The organism is Pseudoteredinibacter isoporae (assembly GCF_040372805.1).
Taxonomy (GTDB): Bacteria; Pseudomonadota; Gammaproteobacteria; order Pseudomonadales; family Cellvibrionaceae; genus Pseudoteredinibacter; species Pseudoteredinibacter isoporae_A.
This window is the reverse complement of sequence record NZ_BAABWJ010000005.1, coordinates 71,384-94,639: the sequence shown is the minus strand read 5'-3', so window position 1 is coordinate 94,639 and position 23,256 is coordinate 71,384. Positions and strand designations below refer to the sequence as shown.

At 49.4% G+C, this 23,256-nt stretch carries 20 protein-coding genes; 9 read left to right on the top strand and 11 right to left on the bottom strand.

Annotated features, from left to right (window positions below):
* Nucleotides 1–9: 9 nt before the first annotated feature.
* The gene (locus tag ABWW03_RS11725) at nt 10–672 is read right to left on the bottom strand and encodes an acyltransferase (RefSeq protein WP_353408524.1); all 663 of its coding nucleotides are present in this window, start codon (nt 670–672) and stop codon (nt 10–12) included.
* Nucleotides 673–836: 164 nt separating this feature from the next.
* Between ABWW03_RS11725 and ABWW03_RS11720 the strand changes: the two genes are divergently transcribed.
* The 3 genes from ABWW03_RS11720 (at nt 837) to gorA (ending at nt 3,041) form a co-directional block, all read left to right on the top strand.
* Complete coding sequence (locus tag ABWW03_RS11720) at nt 837–1,070, top strand: GrxA family glutaredoxin (protein WP_353408523.1); 234 nt, start codon at nt 837–839, stop codon at nt 1,068–1,070.
* A gap of 222 nt (nt 1,071–1,292) precedes the next feature.
* Nucleotides 1,293–1,529, top strand: coding sequence for a hypothetical protein (locus tag ABWW03_RS11715; protein WP_353408522.1), 237 nt, complete (start codon nt 1,293–1,295; stop codon nt 1,527–1,529).
* Between the two features lie 147 nt (nt 1,530–1,676).
* Nucleotides 1,677–3,041, top strand: a complete 1,365-nt coding sequence (gene gorA / locus ABWW03_RS11710; protein ID WP_353408521.1) for a glutathione-disulfide reductase — start codon at nt 1,677–1,679, stop codon at nt 3,039–3,041.
* Here gorA and ABWW03_RS11705 read toward each other — a convergent pair.
* Entirely contained in the window at nt 3,034–4,056 is a 1,023-nt protein-coding gene (locus ABWW03_RS11705) for an AraC family transcriptional regulator (protein WP_353408520.1), read from the bottom strand. The two genes, gorA and ABWW03_RS11705, sit on opposite strands and share 8 nt — an antisense overlap.
* Before the next feature lie 209 nt (nt 4,057–4,265).
* Between ABWW03_RS11705 and ABWW03_RS11700 the strand changes: the two genes are divergently transcribed.
* Nucleotides 4,266–6,050 carry a hypothetical protein gene (locus ABWW03_RS11700; protein WP_353408519.1) on the top strand — a complete coding sequence of 595 codons (1,785 nt, stop codon included), beginning with the start codon at nt 4,266–4,268 and terminating at the stop codon, nt 6,048–6,050.
* A 261-nt stretch (nt 6,051–6,311) separates the two neighbouring features.
* Nucleotides 6,312–7,760 (top strand): flavin-containing monooxygenase, encoded by a 1,449-nt coding sequence (locus ABWW03_RS11695; RefSeq protein WP_353408518.1) that lies wholly within the window; start codon nt 6,312–6,314, stop codon nt 7,758–7,760.
* Between the two features lie 8 nt (nt 7,761–7,768).
* Here ABWW03_RS11695 and ABWW03_RS11690 read toward each other — a convergent pair whose 3' ends face one another.
* The 4 genes from ABWW03_RS11690 to ABWW03_RS11675 all read right to left on the bottom strand — a co-directional run bounded on the left by ABWW03_RS11690 (nt 7,769) and on the right by ABWW03_RS11675 (nt 12,327).
* Complete coding sequence (locus ABWW03_RS11690; protein ID WP_353408517.1) at nt 7,769–8,368, bottom strand: hypothetical protein; 600 nt, start codon at nt 8,366–8,368, stop codon at nt 7,769–7,771.
* A complete protein-coding gene (locus ABWW03_RS11685; RefSeq protein ID WP_353408516.1) occupies nt 8,365–9,129 on the bottom strand; it encodes a hypothetical protein in 765 nt (254 codons plus the stop codon). The genes ABWW03_RS11690 and ABWW03_RS11685 overlap by 4 nt, the downstream gene beginning before the upstream one ends.
* A gap of 207 nt (nt 9,130–9,336) precedes the next feature.
* The gene (gene xthA / locus ABWW03_RS11680) at nt 9,337–10,149 is read right to left on the bottom strand and encodes an exodeoxyribonuclease III (protein WP_353408515.1); all 813 of its coding nucleotides are present in this window, start codon (nt 10,147–10,149) and stop codon (nt 9,337–9,339) included.
* Nucleotides 10,150–10,173: 24 nt separating this feature from the next.
* Nucleotides 10,174–12,327, bottom strand: a complete 2,154-nt coding sequence (locus tag ABWW03_RS11675) for a carboxy terminal-processing peptidase (RefSeq protein ID WP_353408514.1) — start codon at nt 12,325–12,327, stop codon at nt 10,174–10,176.
* Between the two features lie 546 nt (nt 12,328–12,873).
* Between ABWW03_RS11675 and ABWW03_RS11670 the strand changes: the two genes are divergently transcribed.
* Nucleotides 12,874–13,743 (top strand): VOC family protein, encoded by an 870-nt coding sequence (locus ABWW03_RS11670; RefSeq protein WP_353408697.1) that lies wholly within the window; start codon nt 12,874–12,876, stop codon nt 13,741–13,743.
* On the opposite strand, the gene ABWW03_RS11665 is transcribed toward ABWW03_RS11670, so the two are convergent.
* The 3 genes from ABWW03_RS11665 to ABWW03_RS11655 all read right to left on the bottom strand — a co-directional run bounded on the left by ABWW03_RS11665 (nt 13,724) and on the right by ABWW03_RS11655 (nt 16,674).
* The gene (locus tag ABWW03_RS11665; protein WP_353408513.1) at nt 13,724–14,596 is read right to left on the bottom strand and encodes a DMT family transporter; all 873 of its coding nucleotides are present in this window, start codon (nt 14,594–14,596) and stop codon (nt 13,724–13,726) included. The two genes, ABWW03_RS11670 and ABWW03_RS11665, sit on opposite strands and share 20 nt — an antisense overlap.
* A 119-nt stretch (nt 14,597–14,715) precedes the next feature.
* On the bottom strand, nt 14,716–15,402 hold the full coding sequence (locus ABWW03_RS11660) for a sugar transferase (protein WP_353408512.1): 687 nt from the start codon (nt 15,400–15,402) through the stop codon (nt 14,716–14,718).
* A gap of 12 nt (nt 15,403–15,414) precedes the next feature.
* Entirely contained in the window at nt 15,415–16,674 is a 1,260-nt protein-coding gene (locus ABWW03_RS11655) for a WecB/TagA/CpsF family glycosyltransferase (protein WP_353408511.1), read from the bottom strand.
* Nucleotides 16,675–16,879: 205 nt separating this feature from the next.
* Between ABWW03_RS11655 and ABWW03_RS11650 the strand changes: the two genes are divergently transcribed.
* From ABWW03_RS11650 to ABWW03_RS11640, 3 genes are all read left to right on the top strand, one after another.
* Nucleotides 16,880–18,433, top strand: a complete 1,554-nt coding sequence (locus tag ABWW03_RS11650) for a sigma-54-dependent transcriptional regulator (RefSeq protein WP_353408510.1) — start codon at nt 16,880–16,882, stop codon at nt 18,431–18,433.
* Between the two features lie 162 nt (nt 18,434–18,595).
* The gene (locus ABWW03_RS11645; protein ID WP_353408509.1) at nt 18,596–19,858 is read left to right on the top strand and encodes an oligosaccharide flippase family protein; all 1,263 of its coding nucleotides are present in this window, start codon (nt 18,596–18,598) and stop codon (nt 19,856–19,858) included.
* Nucleotides 19,845–20,861 (top strand): glycosyltransferase family 2 protein, encoded by a 1,017-nt coding sequence (locus ABWW03_RS11640; RefSeq protein ID WP_353408508.1) that lies wholly within the window; start codon nt 19,845–19,847, stop codon nt 20,859–20,861. Before ABWW03_RS11645 ends, ABWW03_RS11640 begins: the two co-directional genes overlap by 14 nt.
* 60 nt (nt 20,862–20,921) lie before the next feature.
* Here ABWW03_RS11640 and ABWW03_RS11635 read toward each other — a convergent pair whose 3' ends face one another.
* Together ABWW03_RS11635 and ABWW03_RS11630 are read right to left on the bottom strand one after the other, a co-directional pair.
* Nucleotides 20,922–21,986, bottom strand: coding sequence for a glycosyltransferase family 2 protein (locus ABWW03_RS11635; protein WP_353408507.1), 1,065 nt, complete (start codon nt 21,984–21,986; stop codon nt 20,922–20,924).
* Nucleotides 21,971–23,143 (bottom strand): polysaccharide pyruvyl transferase family protein, encoded by a 1,173-nt coding sequence (locus ABWW03_RS11630; RefSeq protein WP_353408506.1) that lies wholly within the window; start codon nt 23,141–23,143, stop codon nt 21,971–21,973. The genes ABWW03_RS11635 and ABWW03_RS11630 overlap by 16 nt, the downstream gene beginning before the upstream one ends.
* Between the last annotated feature and the right edge of the window lie 113 nt (nt 23,144–23,256).

Sequence of the window (23,256 nt, the reverse complement as noted above, 5' to 3'; positions counted from 1 at the left end):
GCCAGTGGCTTATAATCCAATGTCATCCGCCAGTTGCTGCAAGGCGTCTTCTGAAAGCTGCCTCCGATCACCAATCAGCTTGGCTGGATTGCCGGCAACGATCGCGTAATCGGGCACATCTTTACTGATCAGGCTGCCCATTCCGACAACGGCATGATTCCCTATGCGAACACCGTCTACGATGCCCACTCTGGCGCCCAACCACACGTCGTGGCCAAGTGTAATGCCTTTTGACGTGACAGCCTGTTGATGGATCGCCCTATCGAGTGACATGCCATGATTAAAAGCGTAAAGCGTGCAATAGGGGGCTAGACGGCAGTTGTCGCCAATGGCGATGCCGTGCCGGCCGCCATCCAGACTGCAATGGTGGTTAATGCTGACCTGGCACCCGATTGAAATCGGGCCGTGCAGAACGCAGTCCGCGGCCACAAAGCTATTCGCGCCTATGTCGATCAAACGACCGGGTTCAGCAAACAGTTTGGCCTCTGGTGCGATAAAACAAGGCTCAGCGATGTTGACGGTTTCCAAGGACATCAAGCGGTGTTGCAGCTCATCCTGCCAGGGTTTGGCCCAAGTAAGGTGCTTGCTTTTTAAGCGAAAGTACAACCAAGGCATGAAACTCAACCTGAGTTTGTGTTGAGGAATGTAGTCTATCTCTTTGTTTTTGCTCATTTTAAGTTTCTTGCACTTCGGCAAATAAAGACGGCTGAACGTTGTATAAGAAAAAGCTATTAGCAGGATTGCTTAAATTAAATATTCAAATATACGCGAAAATGGATAATAGCAAACATCCGAGGTGCAGCAAGCACCATTACTGACAGCGAGAGGATTTAAAGATGAGTTATACCGTTTTTGGCCGCCCAGGTTGTGGTTTTTGTGAGCAGGCAAAACGTCTATTAGGACAGAAGTCATTGGCATTCCGCTACGTGGATATTCATGCGGAAGGCATCAGTCAGGCCGATCTGGAAAAGACCATTGGCCGACCCGTAAAGACTGTCCCTCAAATTTTTAAAGAAAGCGAATACGTTGGTGGCTACACCGAGTTAGCAGCCAGCTTAGCCCAACATTAACCCCTGCCGATCCGCTCTTCGAGCGCTTTGCCCGCCGTTATTCTTCCCAGAGGGGGAAGAATACTCCGGGCGTTTCTTTATTGTCGCTTCTTTCCTTGCTGAAATTTGCCAAAGCCACAGGGTCTTGTTTAATATTTCAACAGTTGGGCCGATAAATACTTTGAGTGTTAACAAACTGATTTCAGTTTTGTTAGCGAAAACGTGTTGAAAGCGGTGTGTTTTATGATCAATATTCCCAATATATTTCGCCCGGGGGTGACTCGCAAAGCACTGAAACGTAAAGTGCCAGGGCAAAGCAATGTGACTCACACCCAAGCCACAGATGCCGCAGGTGAATACAACACAGTCGATCGTCGTCAAGGCGAGCGTCGCAAAGAAGATAAAGACGTCGTATTGGATACCCGGAAAAAGAATCGCCGCAAAGGCGATGATCAGCCCCACATTGATATCAATGCCTGATTCTTCAATCCTGTAAAATAATAAGCTTATTCGTTATTGAATATAGCGAAAAGCTATTACTTGTATTAGATTAAAATAATTCCCCAATTTAAATTCTTGGCCTACAGTTACGGCCATGATGACATCCATTGAGCAAAGGACAATCTTGTGAGCAGTGAAACCCCATACGATTATGATTTTCTGGTAATTGGTGCAGGCTCTGGCGGTGTGCGCGCCAGTCGCATGGCCTCGGGACTCGGCGCCAAGGTTGCCGTGATTGAAGACAGTGCCCTGGGTGGCACCTGTGTAAACGTTGGCTGTGTGCCGAAAAAGCTGTTTGTGTACGGCTCACATTTCAGTGAAGAGTTCGAAGCGGCCGAAGGCTTTGGTTGGACCGTTGGCAAAAGTGAATTTCACTGGCCGACATTACGTGATCGCAAAACCGCAGAAATTGAACGTTTGAATGGCATTTATGGAAATATTCTAGGCGGCGCCGATGTTGAAATTATTCGTGGTCGTGGCGTTGTAAAAGGACCAAACACCGTTGCGGTCGGTGAACAGGAATACACGGCCAAGCATATCTTGATAGCTGTAGGGGGATGGCCTTATGTTCCGGAATTTCCTGGCAGCGAACATGTGATCAGCTCGAATGAGGTTTTTTATCTGGATGAATTCCCGAAACGCGCTTTGGTTGTAGGTGGTGGTTATATCGCCGTTGAATTTGCCGGTATTTTTGCGGGACTGGGCGCTGAGACCCATCAAGCGTATCGTGGCCCGATGTTCCTGCGTGGCTTTGATGAGGATTTGCGTGAATTCGTCGCCAACGAAATGCAGCAGAAAGGCGTAAACCTGCATTTCAATACCGATGTCAGTGAGATTGTTAAAAACGACGATGGCAGTTTGAAGGTCAGCTTTAACGATGGCCGTGAGCTGGAAGTGGATACGGTTATGTACGCCACAGGCCGCCGGGCCAAAACAGAAGGTTTGGGTCTTGAAAATACTCAAGTGGAGATGCGTGCGAACGGTTCGATTGTGGTGGATGAACAGTATCAAACAGCCGAGCCAAGCATTTATGCCCTAGGTGATGTGATTGGTGGTATTGAATTGACGCCGGTGGCATTGGCGGAAGGTATGGCACTGGCACACAATCTTTTTGGCGAAGGTGGTCGCCGTGTTGATTACGATAATATTGCGACAGCGGTATTCAGCCAGCCCAATATCGCAACGGTTGGTTTGACCGAAGCGGAGGCAAAAGAAAAATACTCCCAGGTTGATGTGTACAAGTCAGAGTTCAAACATATGAAACATACGCTCAGTGGTTTGCCCGAGCGCACGTTGATGAAAATCATTGTGGATCGAGACAGTGATAAGGTTCTGGGTTGCCACATGGTTGGAAGCGATGCCGGCGAAATTATTCAAGGCCTGGCCGTAGCGATTCGTGCGGGTGCGACTAAGGCTATTTTCGACAGCACCATTGGTATTCACCCAACGGCCGCTGAAGAATTCGTGACCATGCGTGAACCTGTCAGCTGAGGGTGTTTTGATTTCGAAATTGGACCGGTGACAGACCGGTCCAGCGTTTGAAGGCGTGGGAAAAATTAGCGGTTTCACTGTATTTCAACAGTTCGGCAATGTGTTCAATCGATAAGCCAGTTTTGAGGTACTGCTTGGCAAGCTCACAACGAGTATCATTCAGTAATTTTTGATAACTACTGTTTTCTTCCTGTAGGCGTCTGCGCAAACTGCGCTCTGACAGATGCAGCTGTTCAGCAAGGCTTTTAATTCCTGGAAACTGACCGGGCTCGGCCAGCATTAAACGCCTGACTTTGTCGATAAACCCACCTTGCTGACTGAAGCTTTTCAGCAACTGCTCGCATTGTTTGCGAAGGTATATCGCTGCCTGGGCGTCCCTTTGTGGCAGGATTCCTTGTAATAACCTTGGATCGAAAAGCAGGGCATTACAGGGTTGGTTAAAGACCACGTCACAACGAAAAAATTGCTCATAGCGTTCAACGTTATTTTGACCGTCGTGTACCAAGTGAATTTTTGTGGCTTGCTGTTTTTGCATGGAAAAACTGTTAAACGCCGTGATAGCGGCAGACAGATCACGATCACTGTATATTCTGAGTAAATCGTCTGGCAATTCGTAGCTGGGAGCGAAGACAAAACCCGCAAGATCGTCGATGTTTCGAATGGCGATATTAAAGTGTGAAAACGTTAATTCACCGAAATCGGCGACCAGTTCCAAGGCTTCTTGCACCGTTGCTGCGCTGAGTATGGCGTACCCTAATACACCATAATTTTGCAGCTCAAAGGCCTGACCCAAATCCAAGCCAAGATCTTCGCTATCAACAAGATTCTGCAGGTTTCGATAGATTCGAAATTCCTGTTCCAGGCGGAGACTTTGTCCATCGCGCAGAAGATCATCAACGCTCAAACCCGATCCATCAAGACACTGTTCTGCGCTGAACCCTTTATCGTGCATAACACGAAGCACGGGCTGTAGGCCTTTCAGATGGTGGTTTTTAAATGTCGGTGGTGAAATCATCAGTGCGTCAACACGTTGAGAACGGTTTAAGCAGGTAGACTATCACAATGTATCATGGTCGACATGATCAAAGGATGGGGGTAGGTGTTCCGATGGGTGTTTTTTGAACATTTTCCTTTGGTCGTTTTCTCCATTTTTTTCTCTGAATGGCGTGGAGAAGTTGAATAAAAAGCCGATACAAGGGGCAGTAGTTTGCCCAAGGTTGGACAATGAAAATCAATACCGCGCCTTTTTCCAATATGCAATTGCCCAAAGTGGATCTTGGGCAAGCCTCCATCCACTCTCAATCCCCGCAGCCGCTTGCTGACATTGAATCGGTGAAAGTTTCTCTCAGTGACTTTTCTGCTGCACAGGACGCCATTCTCACGGCAGATAGAAGCCTCGCCCGTTTCGCTGTTTTTGAGGGACACAATCGTGGCTTACTGATGCCGGAGTCGGAAAAAACCGAACGCATGCAGACTCAGCTGGATCGCCTCTCTGGCGAGGCGGGCAAAAGTCTGGTGGATTCAGGTTTGCTGGAAAGTGAAGCGTTTTTGGAGTTTGCGGAAAGCTTAAGTGAAGAGGCGTTGGCTGACTTTGCCAAGGCGGCCGGAGCGTTACAGACGCCACCGAAACTCAATAATGCTTTCTTTGCTGGATCCGCCCGAGAAAAAACCGAAGCTTTTATGCGCAGTTTGTCTGATATGGACGCCGATGTGCGTGCTGACGTACTTAGCAAGGCCGCTGAGTTCAGTCAGGGGATTCCGCGTCGTGAAGCCAGCCCAAGCTACTCAGCGAAAGGGCTGTTACCAGAAGGTTCAGCCAGTGCCAATAATCTGCACAACTTTGTCAAAACAGTCAATCAACTGGGCGGCGACAGTGGCCAACAGTCGACGTTTCTGAAGAGTTTGGATGGTTATCAGGCGGATCAGCAAAGCGGCTTGCTGACCATCGCTGCTGGTGGTGCAGACATGGGGCTACGTTTGATGGAAAGTTTGCAGGCGTTTTCGAAGGACGCCCAAGACGCGACAATTTCTTACCTTGCGGATATCAGTGAACACAAGTCACCCTTTGAGTTCACGGTTCAAGTTGCGAGTGACCCCGACAATTGGAGTGGCGCTGTTCTAGGCTACGATAATCACGCCGCAAATGTGGTCGAGGGAATGATCGAAGAGCTTGTCGGTCTGAGCGAGAATTACCGTTTCAGTGACGAGCAATGGCAGGGAATGATGGAGGAGTTGAGTGATCTCGATACCCTTGATCAACGCGCCTATATTGCAATTACCAAAGGTGGATTGGATACCTTGCTGGGCGGCACGGCTGCCAAGCCGGAAGATGTGAATCAACATGCCGAACTGATGGATAACCTGAGCAGGCTTCGAGACAGTTCCGTGGTAAGAGAGGTTGTGTTTAAGTCGCAGTATGGTGAAGAGCGTATCCATGATGGTCGCAGTTATTTCGCCCACAAAGATGCCTCTGACCGTGAACAGGATCAACAGGCAATGGTGAGCTTTTTGGTCACCGATGCCTGGCTTAATCGGGAAGATGAGTCCAGAACCGTTGTGATTGCGTCAAAGCTGGAGGCTCTGAGTGCCGAGCAGCGAGACGATCAGGTCCGCAATATTAATGCCTTTGCTGACGATAGAACGCCGCTGGCCTTGTCTTCCGATGCGCAGTTACGAGAGGACTATGGAGAGCTTGGTTGGCACAGCGATGTTCTGTATTTCAGTCAGGACATTACTGCCCTTAATGCCTTCGAAGAAACCCTGGATGAGGGCTTAAAAGACAGCTTTTGGTCCTCGGCGCCTTTGATGGCGAGCTCAGTCGATGAATTTGTACAAACCATAGCGACGCTTGAGGCTCCCCAACAGGCGATGGTGCTCGACTACCTTGATACTTTGCAGGAGGAAGGACGAGATCAGGGGTTGGGTGAGGAGGCTCTTAGAAGCACTGCTCTCGATTTTCTGAAAGAACTTTCAAGAAGCTCAGGGCGCCCCTGGTCAAACACAGCGTAGTGCGTCTCACAAGCTAACCCTCGCCAGCCACTCACACCCGCTAGAACCTTTCAGAACTTGGCGCGTCTAGCCAGGCTAAGTGGCCTGAACTGTGCCTATTACCTCTACAATTCGCCAGGGCGTGCTTGATTTTGGCCGAAAATCACAAATTTTTGTCCTGCTGACACATCCCTAGAATGATAGGGCTCCGTTAGACTGGGTCGTATAGATTGAGCTTCTATCTCACAACAGAATAATTCAATAAGAGAGAACCCTAAGATTATGCGCCAACCAAAGATCGTAATCGTAGGTGCCGGTATGACAGGCATACTGCTGACCATCAAGCTGCGTGAAGCAGGTATATCCGATATTACCGTATTGGAAAAAGCCGGGAAGGTGGGCGGCACTTGGCGCGAAAATCGTTACCCCGGAGTGGCCTGTGATGTGCCGGCCCATATGTATACCTATTCATTTGAATACAACCCGGAATGGAGTGATTTCTTCGCGAAAGGGGATGAGATCCAGCAATATTTTGAGCGGGTTGCCGAGAAATATCGAGTTCATGATCATATCAAGTTCAATCAGGAAGTGGTGAAAGCTGAGCGCAAGGACGGGCAGTGGTACGTACACTGCAAAAACGGAGAAGATCATCAGGCGGATTTTCTGATTCATGCCACCGGTATTCTGCATCATATTTCACTTCCTGATATCGACGGGCTGGACAGCTTTAAAGGCGAGATGTTTCACACCGCGCGCTGGAATCATGATATCGATTTTAAAGGCAAACGCGTTGGTGTTATTGGCACCGGATCCACTGCAGCTCAGTTTATTCCGGAACTGGTCAATGCTGGTGCGGATGTTTCAGTGTTTCAGAGAACGCCGCAATGGTTGTTGAGCATGGGCTCACAACAGTACAGCGAAAAGGATAAGGCCAAAATGCGAGCTCGCCCAAGCATCATTCGGCGAATCCGACGACGGGCTGAATTTGGTCTGGAACACATTTTTACCAAAGCGGTGACCGGGCAAAAACTGCAGGGGGCATTGCTTAGCTGGGCTTGCAAGCGCTACTTGAGGAAAAGCATCAAAGATCCAGTCCTACGCGAAAAACTCACGCCCAATTATACCGTCGGTTGTAAGCGGGTAATCATCAACAATACCTTTTACGATGCCATTCAAAAGCCCAATGCTGAATTGGTCTGCGAAGGTATCGACCGCATTAATGAACAGGGTGTTCTCACCAAAGACGGTCGTCAGCACGATTTGGATGTGCTGGTATTGTCTACTGGTTTTAAGCCATTTAATTTTATGCGCCCAATGACGTTAATGGGCCGGGGTGGTTTGCATATTGACGAAGCCTGGAATAACAAAATCCAGTGTTATCGCTCATTGTTGGTGCCCAATTTTCCGAATATGTTTTTGATGCTGGGGCCTTACACACCGATTGGAAACTTTTCAGTCATAGCCATGAGCGAGGTACAGACTCAGTATATTTTGAAGTTGGTTAATGCCTGGCGAGCTGAAGAGTTTGACGAGTTAGACGTGAAACAAACCGCGGTTGAAGAATTTAATCAACGTATGAAAGAGGGCATTAAAAAGACCACATGGGTCGGTGGGTGCCAAAGTTGGTATCAAGACGAAGATGGCGATCCGATTCTGTGGCCTTTTACCTGGAAGCAATGGTGCGATGAAATGGCTCAGGTGGATTACGGGGATTTAAGTCTGGAAAAATAGGCAAGCTTTCAACTGTTGTTACTGCGGCGTACCGTAATATTCAAATCAGCTCCTGGGACATCCAGGTCTTGCAGCAAGACGGTAATGAATTGCCCGGTAGGGCTAATGTGAATGCCGGGCAGCTGTAACCATTGTTGAACTTTGGCTTTTTGAGCTTGGCCGGGTTTGTGCTTATTCGGTGCCTGGTACAAACGGTGCTCTCGGCTTTGGCTGAAAATCAATGCGCCTTTTTCATCTTTAATCTGCACCGAATAACTCAGGGCTTTTTTAACAGCTTGGTCGCTGGCAACTGGATTGATCTCAAGCAGTATAGGTCCGCGTTGATCAATGGCAATGTTGAGCTTTACGTTTTTATTTTCATCCAGTGAACTGCCTGCCAGGTGAGTTGAATACAACAATTCACTGTGACTATTCCGATTCAACTCTGTCCAGCAATAGAGAGACAACAAGCAAAAAATAGTGCCGATTGCCAAAGGGGTGAAGTTATGACTGAAATCATCTTCCGGGCGACGGCGCAGAAAACGCTTAAGGCTTACGTAAATCGCGTATAATCCCGCCGCTGCCAGCGCGCCGCCCAGTAAAATCAGAAGCAGGGTCGCGGTATTCATTGATGTTGCCGCCAGAATTCTTTTTCACCGTTGGGGCGAGTAATCAGCATGCGACCATGTTCAATATAGTAACGCCCGTACACATACCATTGGCCGCTCTCTTGCAGAGACAATAGGCGGTCTCCATTGGTATTTTGTTGAACTCGCCACCGCCCGACGAGTTCAGGTTGAGCTCCAGAAATGACGTTGCTGTCTGGGCCGCCACCGAAGCTTTGACTGGCACTGTGGACTTCACCATTTGAGCTCAGCTCTACCCAGTCCTGGGAGCCAAAAGCGTACTCTCCACTGGTATAAGATTCTGAATAAACCCAACGCCCAATCAATTGATAATCCAGAGATTGTTGCGCTTGGGACTGATGTGCCTGAGGTTGACGTTCCTGAGGCTGGGTTTGATTGCCGTCAGGGCGCAGCTGTAACGTTTGCGGTTCTGCGAATGCCCCTTGTACGTAGATACGCAAATTGATTGAGCGATCGGCATGGAGCTGCGCTTGCACGGGAACCTGGGCACCCGATTGATCCGTCAGTAGGCCCCGGAACGAGCTGCCCTGTAAGTGGCTCTGGAGCTCATAGCGGTAGTTGTCGACCACAATTGAACCCTTCAGTTGTTGCTGGTCGTGTCGCAAGTCAGCCTGCACGGGGAGGGCGATAGCGTGGCCGTTGTTCTGGCTGTCCCAAGTGCCTGAATAACTGAGCGCCATACTGATTGAGCCGAGCAAAGAGGTATAAACGGCAAGAAGCGAAGTGAAAAAGAAGCGGCGCATATCCTGTGCTTTAGAGTTGGGAGGGATACACTATTGTCGACAAGCAAGGGGGTTTGGAGTAGTGCTAAAACTAGTGAGAACTAGTGTCTTCTAATCGCTAAAATCGGTCATAGATTGGGGTGTGAACTACAAATAATTGCGGGCAATAAAAAAGGTCTGGGCTTATTTGCAAGCGCAGACCTTTGTTAGGCAATTTTGAAAATAAAATCAAAAATCGTACTGGGCCCATATAGGGCAGTGATCCGAAGGCTTTTCCATGCCTCGCACATCGTAATCAATATCGGCATCCTGCAGTGTCTCACCGAGTGATTTTGTGTGCATAATCAAATCAATACGCAGTCCACGTTTAGGTTCACGTTCAAAGCCGCGGCTGCGATAGTCAAACCAACTGAATTTATCGTCTCGCTCAGGGTGGATTTCACGGTAACTGTCGCTTAGCCCCCAATCAGATAGGGTTTTCAGCCACTCACGTTCTTCCGGTAAAAAGCTGCACTTGCCATCTTTCAGCCAGCGTTTGCGATTGCTGTCGCCTATACCGATATCAATATCTTCAGGAGAAATATTCATATCGCCCATGACAATAAGATTATCTTCCGGTTTGCAGTGCGCGTCCAAAAAGCCCATCAGGTCTGCGTAGAAGTTTCGCTTGTTCGGAAACTTAACGGGGTGCTCGCGGTTTTCGCCCTGTGGGAAATAACCGTTTAAGACCGTAATTTCTTTACCATCGACATCAAAGCGCCCCCCGATAAAGCGACGCTGGCTGTCTTCACTGTCGCCGCTGAAACCTTTGAAGGTTTCTTTAAACGGGTGACGGCTCAAGAGGGCAACGCCGTAGTGGGTTTTCTGGCCGTGAAAAGCAACGTGATAGCCCAAGGCTTCAATGTCAGCGATGGGGAAGTCTTCATCGGTCACCTTGGTTTCCTGGATACCGATGAAGTCAGCCTGATGAGTATCTTTCAGGGCCTGCAATTGGTGCAGGCGCATACGAATACTGTTGGTATTGAAAGAAATAGCGCGCATAAAGCAAATAACACTCGCAGATTATTAACGTTTGCTTACCTTCGGAGATTGTGGGCGTTTTGCGAATTGCCCACGCTCAGACTGCAAGCGTATAAAGTCTGCCATTATATATCCGCTTTCCATCAAAAGTGGATCTTTATCCGGATTAATCCGGCTTTCAGGTTCCTGGGTTTGCGCGGTGTTTTCTTCCTCGGTGCTTTCATCCTCTTCCTTGCCGTCGTTTTTGTAAGCTTCGATATCGACAAAGGGTTCCATACCTTTGCCCGCACGACGCTTGTTTTCAAGCACAAACGCTTGTTCTTCGCGGGCTTTCTTTTCCGCACGACGGGTATCTTCGTTCAAGGAGACGAATTTTTTCTCACGCTGTTTTTCAATAATATCCAGTTGTGACAGCAAGTGAATAAAATCAGGGTCTTTATCCACTCGTTTCTGGTGGAGTTTTTTCAGCGCAGGCTTAATGTTGGCGATATTGTCGTAGGTACCGTGTGGGACGCGATGAATCGTGTCCCAGGCCAGGGCATTGTCATAGGCGCTTTCGCCGACCTCATCCACATCCACCAGTGTTGGCAGGGCAATATCGGGCAGTACCCCACGATGCTGGGTGCTGTCACCGGACACACGATAAAACTTGGACTCAGTAATTTTCAGACGCCCCTGATGAACGGGACTTAACGATTGTACCGAGCCCTTGCCAAAGGTCTGTGTGCCGACCACCAGGCCGCGACCATAGTCCTGAATCGCTCCGGCAAAGATTTCTGAAGCCGAGGCGCTCAAGCGATTGGTCAGAACCATCAGTGGTCCTTGGTAAACAGGGGGGCGGCGCGAACGGTGCGTGCGGCTGATGGATTGATTGGCTCTGCGAATTTGGACCACAGTACCGCTATGGATAAACAGGTCAGTTAACCAGGTGGCTTCTTCCAGAGAGCCGCCGCCGTTATTGCGCAAATCGAGAATGACGCCATCCACTTTGGCCATTTTCAACTCATTGAGCAAACGCAAAACGTCTTTAGTGGTGCTTTTAAAGTTCGGGTCTCCGCGGCGGTAGGCACTAAAATCCAGATAAAAAGCAGGCAGGTTGATGACGCCCAGTTTGTACAATTTGTCGCCATCGCTTACTTCAAAGACATGGCTTTGGGCCGCTTGCTCTTCAAGTTTCACCTTGTTACGGCGAATCTCTACTGTTTTGTAGCCGCTGTCTTCACCGTCGGGCAAGACCTGCAGGCGCACTACGCTGCCTTTTTTACCGCGAATGAGCTGCACCACTTCGTCGAGGCGCCAGCCGATAACGTCCACCATCTCACCTTCACGACCCTGGCCAACGGCCACAATACGATCAGAAGGTTTTAACTCACCTTGTTTATCGGCGGGGCCGGCACTGACAATACGAACCACCTTCGTGTATTCATCTTCAGTCTGTAACACCGCACCAATACCTTCCAGGGAGAGGGACATATTGATATTGAAGTTCTCCATGGTGCGGGGAGAGAGGTAATTGGTATGAGGATCGTACAGTGCACCCAGTGCATTCATATACGCTTCAAACGCATCGTGTGTGTCTTGTTGTTCGACACGCTTCAATAGGTTGCTGTAACGGCGCTTCAGAGTTTTCTTGGCTTCAGCGAGGTCTTTGTCAGCGAGCTTGAGGTTGAGCAGATCGCTTTTCAGGCGCTTGCGCCAGAATTCATCCAGATCATTTTTGGATTGCGCCCAACGTCGTAAATCCGGGTCCAGGTTCAATTGCTCATCTTTGCTGAAATCGACGTGATAGTCGGTGCTGTTCAGCTGATCGAGAATCCATTGAGTGCGGTCACTCAGGCGTTGGCGAAACAGATTGAAAATATCGTAACCGGCATCCAGTGAGCCGGCTCGCAGTTGATCATCGAACTGGCGCTTGTATTCGGAGAACAGGGCTATGTCCTGAGCCTGAAAATACGCTTTGTAGGGATCGAGTCGATCGAGGTATTCATCAAACAGCCGCTGTGACAGCGCGTCATCGATATTCTGACGGCGATAGTGTTGGCTGTTGAGAGTTTCGAGTATGTCTTGCGCGGTTTTTGATTGATCTTTGTTGTAGCTCAGCTTCTGAAGGGCCTCAGCTGAACTTGGGAATAAACTTAAGGCCGTGCTTACCATGAATACGGACAGTGGTACGCAGAGAGATAAGGCAGTTTTTCTCATAATCATAATCGCTATTAAACCCGGAGGGGTATTATTGTTACATCCTGTGATCTGAACCGGCGCTGAGTGAGCTATGGCCTACTGCAAGTGGCTTGATCAACATAAGTACGGACTTATAGACTCAATATTAGCCGGTTTGCTCCCGACCCTCCACGATAAGAGTGGTTTTTGCGGTAAATGCCTAATGTTCCGTACAAAATTCCTACAAATTGGGTTTATTGCTACAACCCCTTACTCGCTGCTCAATGGCTTGAAAAGTCGATAATCACCGTAAATCCTCCTTGATATGAACTTGAATATACCCCCTAAGTTATTGACAGGCATATAATAATTAAATCTATCTATATGCGGGGAGTATTTGTCTCTATTCGCTCTAAGAACAGTGTAGTCCTTAGGATAGACTGCACACCATTGTCGGATCACCATTCATCATTATTGTTTTAGTGATCACTAACGATTACCGCTGGTAACCGGACAGCCCTATTGGCTCCACAGGGTTGCGGTTTATTGAGCCGTTTGAGCGATTTGAGGAGTATGACTGTGTCCATGTTCAACGCTATAGATCGGGTTATGCTGGCAGTCCAAAATCTGGACCGTGGTCGCGATGCCTATCGTGCCGTGTTGGGGCGAGAGCCCAGTGAAGAAGGCTCAGACACCACGCTGGGCGTGGCCTATTGTCGGTTTCGTCTATTGCATAGCTGTATTGAACTGATCAGTCCACTCGCGGGTCATGAGGGCAATAACCCTTTGTTCCGGCGTGCCCAATGGCAGTTACGGAATCACGGTGAAGGATTGATGGCCATCGCTTTCGCCAGCCAACAGCTGGACGAATGCCAAACCGCACTGAACGAGCGGGGCGTCATGGTGGAAGAGTTCAAAGGGGATATCAAAGGAGATAGCTACCTCAGTCGCTCACGCATGATTCAGCTGACAGAGGAGCATTGCCTGGGCTTGGGGCTCTTCGCCGTAGAGACCTGTGATCGATTGCAGCGGCCCTTTGCTGTCGCGATCGATTCAAATCAGTCGATGGGCGTGATCGATGATGTCGACCACATTGTACTGAATACTCGTGACAGCGATGCGCTGAAAGCTTGCTTATCTGAGCAGCTTGGTTTGTCCTTGAGACTGGATCAATGCCGAGAAGAGTGGGGTGTGCGGCAATTGTTTTATCGTGTCGGTGCGAACATCCTGGAAGTGATGGAATTTTTGTCGGAAGAACAAAAAGCTAAGGCGGATTACTTCTGGGGCATCGCTTTGGCCGTTCCGCGCCTTGATCCTTGTTTGGAGCGTTTGAAAGAAGGTCAGGTTGACGTCAGCAAGGCGAGAAAAGGGCGAAAGAGGCACAGCCGGGTTGCGACGCTCAAAAGCCATGACTGCGGTGCAGCGACCTTATTGATCAGTCAGGAGCAAGCGTAGTTTTACGTTGACGTTGCCATTGCAGCAGAGCCAATGCGCTATTGGCCGAGATAATCAAGGCCGCCCCGAGAATCATGTGCATGTTGATCTCCTCATCTAAGATCAGATAACTGGAGATCATGGCCAGAGGCACATACAAATAATAAATCATTGCAGTGAACAGGGCGGGTAATTCCGTACTTGCCTTGACCCATAGGCCATGAGCCAACACCGTACAAATGACCCCGAGAGCGAGAAGTTTGTGCAAATCCAGCGTTGTTTCTGGCGTGTCAAAATCAGCGGCGAATAACAAAAACACCAGTAATGCGAATGCAAATTGCCCCCAGGTCCGCGTCATGGTGGGGAGTTCGTTTGCGCGTTGGTGCAACAAGGGCATAGCCCCATATAGAAAGCCACTGAGCAAGCCGACAAGCAATCCCGGCGTGCTGCTTTCCTGCCAGTTAAGCGGTGGCGCCACCATAATACAACCGCAAATACACAAAGCGATGGCCAGCCATTCTGAGTATCGAATGCGATAGCGCTTGAACATGACATTCAACAGCAGCAGGTGCACTCCATAGGTCGATACGGCAATGGCCGCTAGCGCCGCCCCGGCGGCTTTGATGCTGTAGAAATAGGTTAGCCAGTGCACGCCAAAACACAATCCAATCCACATGAGCCCAAGCCATTGCGTACGGCTCAGTTTCATCAGTAGCTGTTTGTAAAACACAAAGGGACTGATCAGAAGCAGGGCAATTCCCAATCTGAAAATGCCAATACTGATTTCATTGGCGGAGGTGGATTTTACCAATACCGGTACCATCGACATGCTGCTAACAGCCAGGAGGGCAATGAGAATCAGACGAACAGGCATGGTGGCTCCAATGGGTACAGGCGCAGGGATAATAGTGCAAAGGGCGTACAAACTAAAGCAGAAACATGTCTAATTTATACGCGAAGCCGCTGAACTTGAACCCATTGAAAACGCGGCGCTCAGTAAGCGCCTTTTGCAGAAAGAACCGCGGGAACAGTGAGCAGAAGAATGAACAGATCGTTAACTGGACTCTGCTCAGCAATATAACGTTTGTCCAGTTCCAGCTGCTGGTCGAATGCAATATCAGCGCGCCCGGATACCTGCCAAAGACCTGTAATTCCAGGCAGAACTTTTAGCCGAGCCATATCGCTTAACGCGTATTGCGCCACTTCACGGGTAAGGGCAGGGCGGGGGCCAACCAGAGCCATTTGGCCGCACACAACGTTCCACAGCTGGGGCAGTTCATCCAGAGAATAGCGACGTAAGTAATAGCCAAGCCTGGTAATGCGTGGATCTTTTTTGAATTTCAGGCAGATACCCTCACGGTTGCTTTCACTGGCATTGGGTGCAATATACTTCGGATCGTTTTCGGTATACATAGTACGCAGTTTGTAAAAACCAAAATGCTCCCCATGTTTGCCAACGCGCACCTGCTTATAGATGGCACCACCTTGAGATTCCAATCGTATGGCCAAAATAATCAACAGTAGCAACGGGCTTAGTATCAATAAAATTAAAAAGGCGATGCTTTGCTGCAAAAACATTGGCAGGCCCTGGTGACCGTTTTGATGGGCACGCCAGCTTCTGGGAATCAGTAACTCGCCTGGCTTATCAATAAAGTGAAAATCTACTCGTGAATTCATCATGGTTATTTCTCCTTACTGGCTACGCTTAAGACGGAACAATCGAAACAGATATAATGGGTTGCCATACACATAACGCTGCCATTTCTGGCGCGGTTCTTGTGCTAAACGCCACAACCATTCAAAACCCATTTCGCGTAAAAACAGCGGTGCACGGGGAATGTTGCCGGAGTAATAATCGAACAGGCCGCCGACCGCGAGTGCCTTACGGCAACGTAAGTGTTTACGATTACGCTGCAACCACTGCTCTTGCTCGGGCGAACCCAAGCCGAGTAATAAAATGTCTGCGTGACTGCGATTTATTTTTTCCACCAGTTCTTTTTTCTGGCGGCCATCGTCATCGTTGTCGATATAACCGTGCTGAACACCGGCAATATGGATAAAGGGATAACGTTTACACAGATTGCGCGCGGCTTGCGCAGCAACGCCGGGTTTTGAGCCCAATAGAAATATTTTCAATCCGCTTTCCTGAGCACGTTCGCACAGCAAAGGTAATAAATCGGTACCATTGATGTTGCCTTTCAGATGCACACCCTGTTTGCGAGCGCCAAGACGTACACCCGATCCGTCGGCGAAGACTCGGTCAGCCTGATTGATGGCCGATTTCAATTCTTGATCCTGATGTGACAAATTGATGGAATTCACATTGACAAAAACAGCCGTTTCACACTCACCGCTGTAAGGGCTGAACAACCAATTCAGAGCGTCCTGCATGCTGTCATTGTTAATGCGCAAACCAAACAAATAGAACGATGAGGGGCGGCGCAGTTTTTCTCCTGAGAAACACAACTGGGTAAACACGGCTCGGAACAGGGAGCTGAGATATCGAAAACCGCGCAGAGAATCGAGCTGTTGTTCGAGACCCAGGCTTTCATTCGGCGGAATCAGCCCGATATTACGATGGCTGTTTGCGAGGCTCAGAATTCCTGCCGCTGGGGCGCAATCGCGAGTTTCCTGGTCCATCGAAAGGCGTTCGAGTTTTGCGTTCACGGGCAGGCGATCGATTCCAAAGACACTCAATTTTCCTTGCAGAACACTGAGCAGTAGCCCACAGCCGGCATAATCGGTATTGCGCAGGTATAAGAGGTGAACGGGGCGTTGCAATGCATCGAGCGCCATCTCTTTTCTCAGACAGGACTCTGAACGGAAATAGGAGCGCAGGGCCGACAAGGCATAGATTGGGCTGCAGGCAAGCAGACCGGTACAGGCCGCGACGATATCAAAGGTTCTACAAAGGGGGTTCTGCCCGGTAATTAAGCGATCTCTGCTGTGCATGGCAAACTCCTGTTTTGTGATTTAACAGGGGTGTTGCAAGCGCCGTTCCAGTTTTTAATGTTCTTTTATGTTGTTGATTTTTATAGACTTTATTGAAATTTTTTCTAGAAAGCCAAAGAAGTCGTGGCGTGTATTTCCATTCTGCATTGCAGCTTGCAAGAGTTGACATTCATAAAGCGAAACCAGGGCTTTTGAGCTAAACTGAATGCGCCAACAACGAGTTTTAACGGCCCAAGGTATGGAACCCAATACAATTGCACGACGCAGACCCTACACGATACTGTTCATCGATGATGAGCAATCCATCTTGAACGCTATCGAGCGCCTGACGTTCGATAGCGACGCCAATTGCCTGTTTTACGATTCGCCCCTGAAAGCCTTGGACAAGCTGCGAAAAGACCCTGTTGATATTGTGGTCTCTGACCTCAATATGCCTGAGATGAGCGGTATCGACCTGCTTGCTCAGGTGGCCAGCGAATACCCAGAAACGATTCGCCTGGCGATGAGCGGTATGAATGAGAAAGAAACCGTATTGGAAGCCATTAATCAGGGACGAATTTGGGGCTACATTACTAAACCCTGGGACAACGAGGCCTTATTGAGCAGCCTGGAGCAAGCTATCTACCTGCGCAGCCTGATTTTAGAACGTTTGATGCTCCAGCGCAGCGTCAGTCAGTTGAGCTGCTTGAATCACGAAGGTTTCGACAACTTCGTGGGGGACAGCTTGGCTATGCAGTGCGTGTATCAAATCATCAGCCGGGCGGCCCCCAGTGATGCCAGTGTGTTTATCACCGGTGAGAGTGGTACGGGTAAGGAACTGGTTGCCGAAGCCTTGCATCAGCGCAGTAATCGTTCTGACAAAGCCCTTGTAACCCTGAATTGCGCGGCAATTCCCAGCGAGTTGCTGGAATCTGAGATCTTTGGGCACGTGAAAGGCGCCTTCTCGGGGGCGGTTAAAGAACGCGAGGGGCTGGCGAGCATGGCGGACGGCGGCAGCCTGTTTCTCGACGAAATCAGCGAGATGGATATCGGTTTGCAGTCGAAGCTTTTGCGCTTTATCCAGACTGGAACCTTCTCCAAGGTGGGGTCTGGCAGCACCGAAACCGTCGATATTCGCTTTATCAGCGCGTGTAACCGTGACCCCATGCAAGCGATAGAAGACGGGCAGCTGCGGGAAGATCTCTATTACCGCCTGAACGTTATCTCCGTGGATATGCCGCCCTTAAGAGACCGGGAATGGGATGCTCTTTTACTTGCCAATAACTTCTTACAGAGCTTTGCCTCGAAGGAAGACAAGTTAGTTGTCGCCTTTGATGAGCAAAGTGAAGCCCTGATTTGCAACTACCACTGGCCTGGAAATGTACGTCAGTTGGAAAACGCGGTGAACAGTGCAGTAATTCTATGCAACGAACAGCTGATTTCGGCCGCGGACCTGAACAATACCTTGAAACTTCCTCCCGAAGAGCTTGAGTCTCTGGCCCGGCGATCGATGGGGGCGAAGCCGCCTATTAGTGCCGGCGGGGCCCTGCCTCCCCATTCGACACCTCAGCCGACGGGGCATATGGCCACAAACGGCGTTGCAACGGCGGTTTTGGATCAGCCGAGTATACGCACTACGCCTAAGCCTCTGAGTGAAGTTGAGCGTGAAGCTGTCGAACAGGCGCTGGAGCACTGTGACCAGAACGTGGCGCGTGCCGCCGCGCTGTTAGAGGTCAGCCCATCGACGCTATATCGCAAAATGCAGCAGTGGAGTCGCTAGCCTGATGGGACTTATCAGGCCTCCCGTTCTGCCTTGCAAAATGCAAAATCTTCACCGGATTCAATTCTCTTCTTAATGTAAAGCCATTTAAAAACAATGGCTTAGCCTCCGTTTTTATCCTTGGCCCGATTATTGAAAGTCTCTGTAAAAAGGAGACTGGATATGGATTCTCAACCCCTCAGCACTAAAACACGTTTCGTACAGAATCTGGCTTCGCTGTTAGGCGGTGAGGGCGCACATCGTATCAGTCGCCTGGTCAGCATTATGGTTATTGCTCGTGCTTTGGGTGTGGAAGCGTACGGTGCAATGGTGTTTGTGGGTCTTTGTCACGAGATGTTTCGCAGCTTCTCCAGATTGGCCGGCGGAACGTTAATTATTCAGTGCAAGGAAAACGAGCTGAAGTGGATGTGTGAAAACGCCGCAGCACTGAATTGGATCATTGCGTTCTTTACCGTGATTTTACAATGTGCACTGGCCGAGATGATTGCACAGTATTTTGAACAGCCATCAGTCGCGTTTCTGATTCAGGTTCTTAGTGTGAGTCATCTGTTGTATCCATTGGTGATGGTAAGGGTGAATCTTTTGCATCGTCACCAGCAACTGAAAAAATACGCGCTGCTGAGCACGGTGTGTGTGGTACTGGAAGACCTCAGTTGTGCATTGGTGGCCATATACACAGAGGACGCCTGGTGTGTGGTTGTGGCAAAAATCAGTTCAGCAGTGTTGTGGTGTGTGTTGTTTTACCGATACACCGATCAAGATTACCCCTTCAAATTGACGGTAAGACATTCGTTAAAGCTGCTGACAATTTCCAGTCGGGTTTTTGTTTCTGAGTTATGCAAACAGCTGCGCAGCAGTTGTGACGTGTTTATCGCTGCTCGAGTGTTGGGCCCGGAAATCTTTGGTTTATACAGTTTTGCCAGGAATGCTGCCATTGGTATAGCCCAGTCATTGGGTAACGCCTATATACATGCTCTGTACCCTCATCTTTCTCGACAGGTTCAATCCGGGTTGTCAGCGAAAGGCTTACTGAGTGCCTATGGTTTTGCGCTGATTATTTCGAGTTTGTTTTTAGTCCAGTCATGGGCAGCTGATATGTATGTGCCGCTATTGTTTGGTGAAAAATGGCAAAACGCCAGCACTCTGGTTGCTTTGCTGTGTTTCGCCAGTGTGGCCATTTTATTACTTGATACCAGTTTGTTGTTCCTGCGTTGTTTGTCCCAATTTACCCGTGAGCTGATCGTTCAGCTGCTGGTGCTCGCCGGCCTGAGCCTGAGTTTACTGTACGCTGATGTTAACAATGCCCATGAATTTGCCAGTTGCTTTGTATACAGCCTGGCTGCTCTGAGTATGTTGGTCATGAGCGTAAGCACCGTTTCATTGATGACATTAAGACACCTGGGAGGTCGATATGAATATGAATAGCCCACCGATTTTTTCGGTTGTAGTGCCTATGTACAATGTCGAGAAGTACATAGATCAGTGCATTCAGTCTATTCTTGATCAGACGTTTGAACGCTATGAAATTATTTGCGTTGACGACGGATGCACCGACGGTACTGTACGTAAGGTGAAAGCGTATACGGACAGTCGTATTCGTCTCGTGCAGCAAGAAAACGGCGGTTTGTCTGCAGCCCGCAATACTGGCATCCGTCACAGTCGGGGTTTGTATATCGCATTTCTCGATTCAGATGACTTTTGGCACCAGGACAAACTGCAGGCGCATCTCGACCACTTCGAAGGCCGGGCCAATCTTGGTCTGAGTTATTCCGCATCACTGTTTGTTGATGAAGACGGCCGGGAGCTGGGAATAGGCCAACATCCCAAGGTGAAACAGATTAGCGCGCGTGACATTTTCTGTCGAAACCCGATAGGTAATGGTTCCGCACCCGTGTTGCGTCGGGCCGCTTTGAATCAGATTGCGTTTTTTGAAAGCAATGATGGAGGCGATGATCGCCTGTTTTTCTTCGATGAGAAGCTGCGCCAGTCTGAAGATGTAGATTGCTGGTTACGCCTCGCTCTGAGTACCCAGTGGGAAATCGAAGGCATTGATCGCCCGCTGTGTTACTACCGCGTAAACAGCGAAGGCCTGTCCTGCAATTTGGAAAAGCAACTCAGTAGTTGGGAAACGGCGATCAGTAAGCATCGTGTTCGCTTTAAGAGCTTTTACGAAGAACATTATCGTTTAGCGAAGGCGTACCAGCTTCGCTATCTGGCTCGTCGAGCGGTTATGAATAAGCAGAGCATCGCGGCTTTGAGTTATGTGGGTCGCTCTCTTTGCTGCAATATTTCGGTTCTGTTCCAGGAGCCTGGTCGAACCCTGGTGACGATTGCCGGTGCTTTCCTCACATTGTTTCCAGGCTTTATTTATCGTGCGGTTCGTGAGCTGGCCTTTGCCAGCTTGGCCAAGCCGAAGCAAAGTGGGTAAGCGAGGCGCATTAAAAAAGGGGCTTAAGCCCCTTTTTTAATGCCTTGAATAAGCTTCCAGCTAGTACTGCTCTTGCTGGTTTAAGGTCTGGCGCCAGCGACGACGATAGCGCAACTCAGACAAACGCTCTTTATGGGTGGAGGTTTTACTTGCTGAAAACAGGGCGCTGCAAACACTCAGCAGTGTTCCTGCTTGTTGCTTCCATACCGCAACAGTGGCCCAGGCCAAATAGCACGCGGTTTTACTGTCTTTCACACGGCGGAAGGCTTTACTCAGAAGTTTACGGGCTGTCGCAGGGTGCCCGGATTGAAGATTCAAGCGGGCCAATTGGCGTAAGTGAGTTACGCTACAGGCGATCAGTTCATCGCGCAAAAGGGAATGTTCCGGCAAACGCTCGGCGAGTTCGCAGAGTTGCAAGCTGTAGGCACATTCCGATTGCTCGGGCTGGCTGCCACAAGCCCGGTCAGCAACGTCAATGCGGTACAAACTCAACTGCAGAGGCGAGTACGCAATTTTTGAACACAGCGCTGCACGTTGCCATAGCTCCTGGTCTTCTCCCATTCGCTGGCCAACAGGAAAGCCTTGCAGTTCTTGTAGCAAGGTTTTGGCGATACACACACTGGATGAGTTAAAGGGCAAATCCCCCCGGGCAACCATGGCAAAGTAATTCCGACGTGGACCGTCAAAACGATAACGTGCCTGGCGATATTCATTGTCGGCCAGTTCGTACTGATACGCCGTTGCCAATACGGGGCAGCCCTGATTTTCCACATACAGACGTTCGATTTGTTCGAGATACTGGGGTAGCCAGGCATCGTCGGCGTCCAGAAAAGCAATATAGTTTCCCCGCGCGAGTTCAATGCCGTGATTCCTCGCGGCGGACACCCCCTGATTCTCCTGGCGAGCAAGGCGGATTTTTTTCCAATCAAAAGCCTGTCCGCTGCTCTGCTGTTCACGGAGGTACGTTTCCAGTCGTTCAACAGAGCCATCACTGGAACCATCGTCGATGATTACAATCTCATCGGCGGGTCGGCTTTGCAGAATCACCGATTCGAGTGTGTCTATAATCGTGTGCGCTTTGTTGTACAGGGGGATGACAACGGTAATGTTTAATGGTGTAAACATAGGGCTTCCTCCATCGAGAATTGATCGAGACTAAAATTTTTCAAGGATTCCTGCAGCGCTTGGGAATGACTCAGGCTTGGTTTGTCAAAACCATCAGACAGACCATCCAGTAAAACTTTTTGCATCTGCATTTCGTCAACAGCAAAGGCATTAAAGCGATGGGCGGCGGGCAGACCAATCTGATCGTTCCAGCCGTCACACTTTGAATGGTACGACAAGGTGAGCGTTGGAGTGTTGGCCAGGTAGCCAAAAACAGCCGCGTGCAAACGCATGGCAATTACCGCTTTCAGGCGTTTAAATTTTTCGATAATGAGCGCCGGGTTACTCTGGTAGTGGTAGTAGATAACGGGCACTTTATCGGGGATCAGTTGCTTCAGCTGTTTATGAACCGGGCCATCACCCAGTGTGTTATGACCGTTGAAGTCGAAAAGGTAAATTGGCTCACCAGTAAGCGCATGAACGAGCGCAAGACTTCGGGCCAAGGCTTTAAGGCGATAAGTTTCGGAAGCAAAATCTCCTTTGAAACGTTCAACCGGACAAAGTGCAACGCCGATGCCACGTCGCTTGGCGTCACCGGACTCGCGTTTGATGTGGGGAGCCGCTACGGCGTTATCAACCGAAGAGGAAGTCGCCGCCAAATTGGGAATGCTCAGTAGCATTGGAGCCAAGTCAAAGGTCAGTTCTGTACGGGCATTGGGCGCTAGCTCCTTAGCCACACGATAGCTGTTCTTGTCTCGCAGACCGATAAAATCACAACGTTCAAGGAGTTTTTTACACTCACGTTCTGCGGCAACATTTTTAAAGGGGCCAATGCCCACGCCCAAGGCGAGAGACAGTCCCTGGTTTAGGTTGCAGAGGTGGCGCATATGCTGGATGTCCCGGGCGCAGTGCAACACGCTGCCACCGCCAAAAATGAGATGATCGTTCGTCCAGGCAGCGCGATATTGATGCAAACGATTTTGCCCGCGAAAGAGCTGTTTCTCGCTAATCAAACGCTCGACCGCTCCCAGTACTGGGAGTTTGAACGGTACAGGGGAATTTACCGTAAAGCTTTCGGCGTGCAAGTAGTGCTTAGCGCCCCAGGCAGAGGCCAGTAGTAGGGCGTTGTCGCCCGCGTTGTGCATGCCATAGTAGCCGTATAAAAATGCCTTACTCATAAACCACCTCCAAATTCCATATTTCAAAGGGGTTATTGCAAGCCATATACCAACAATTTAATATTTTTAAGTCGTTGATTTTAAAGAAATATTTGATCGATCTATGTTTGCAG

What these genes read in the sequence shown, in the direction of transcription:
- ABWW03_RS11670 (WP_353408697.1), top strand. Translation starts at nt 12,874, where the DNA reads ATGTTCAACGCTATAGATCGGGTTATGCTGGCAGTCCAAAATCTGGAC.
- ABWW03_RS11715 (WP_353408522.1), top strand. Translation starts at nt 1,293, where the DNA reads ATGATCAATATTCCCAATATATTTCGCCCGGGGGTGACTCGCAAAGCA.
- ABWW03_RS11690 (WP_353408517.1), bottom strand. Translation starts at nt 8,368, where the DNA reads ATGAATACCGCGACCCTGCTTCTGATTTTACTGGGCGGCGCGCTGGCA.
- ABWW03_RS11705 (WP_353408520.1), bottom strand. Translation starts at nt 4,056, where the DNA reads ATGATTTCACCACCGACATTTAAAAACCACCATCTGAAAGGCCTACAG.
- ABWW03_RS11700 (WP_353408519.1), top strand. Translation starts at nt 4,266, where the DNA reads ATGAAAATCAATACCGCGCCTTTTTCCAATATGCAATTGCCCAAAGTG.
- ABWW03_RS11650 (WP_353408510.1), top strand. Translation starts at nt 16,880, where the DNA reads ATGCGCCAACAACGAGTTTTAACGGCCCAAGGTATGGAACCCAATACA.
- ABWW03_RS11640 (WP_353408508.1), top strand. Translation starts at nt 19,845, where the DNA reads ATGAATATGAATAGCCCACCGATTTTTTCGGTTGTAGTGCCTATGTAC.
- ABWW03_RS11630 (WP_353408506.1), bottom strand. Translation starts at nt 23,143, where the DNA reads ATGAGTAAGGCATTTTTATACGGCTACTATGGCATGCACAACGCGGGC.
- ABWW03_RS11665 (WP_353408513.1), bottom strand. Translation starts at nt 14,596, where the DNA reads ATGCCTGTTCGTCTGATTCTCATTGCCCTCCTGGCTGTTAGCAGCATG.
- ABWW03_RS11725 (WP_353408524.1), bottom strand. Translation starts at nt 672, where the DNA reads ATGAGCAAAAACAAAGAGATAGACTACATTCCTCAACACAAACTCAGG.
- ABWW03_RS11695 (WP_353408518.1), top strand. Translation starts at nt 6,312, where the DNA reads ATGCGCCAACCAAAGATCGTAATCGTAGGTGCCGGTATGACAGGCATA.
- ABWW03_RS11720 (WP_353408523.1), top strand. Translation starts at nt 837, where the DNA reads ATGAGTTATACCGTTTTTGGCCGCCCAGGTTGTGGTTTTTGTGAGCAG.
- ABWW03_RS11645 (WP_353408509.1), top strand. Translation starts at nt 18,596, where the DNA reads ATGGATTCTCAACCCCTCAGCACTAAAACACGTTTCGTACAGAATCTG.
- ABWW03_RS11655 (WP_353408511.1), bottom strand. Translation starts at nt 16,674, where the DNA reads ATGCACAGCAGAGATCGCTTAATTACCGGGCAGAACCCCCTTTGTAGA.
- ABWW03_RS11660 (WP_353408512.1), bottom strand. Translation starts at nt 15,402, where the DNA reads ATGATGAATTCACGAGTAGATTTTCACTTTATTGATAAGCCAGGCGAG.
- ABWW03_RS11675 (WP_353408514.1), bottom strand. Translation starts at nt 12,327, where the DNA reads ATGAGAAAAACTGCCTTATCTCTCTGCGTACCACTGTCCGTATTCATG.
- ABWW03_RS11685 (WP_353408516.1), bottom strand. Translation starts at nt 9,129, where the DNA reads ATGCGCCGCTTCTTTTTCACTTCGCTTCTTGCCGTTTATACCTCTTTG.
- ABWW03_RS11635 (WP_353408507.1), bottom strand. Translation starts at nt 21,986, where the DNA reads ATGTTTACACCATTAAACATTACCGTTGTCATCCCCCTGTACAACAAA.
- xthA (WP_353408515.1), bottom strand. Translation starts at nt 10,149, where the DNA reads ATGCGCGCTATTTCTTTCAATACCAACAGTATTCGTATGCGCCTGCAC.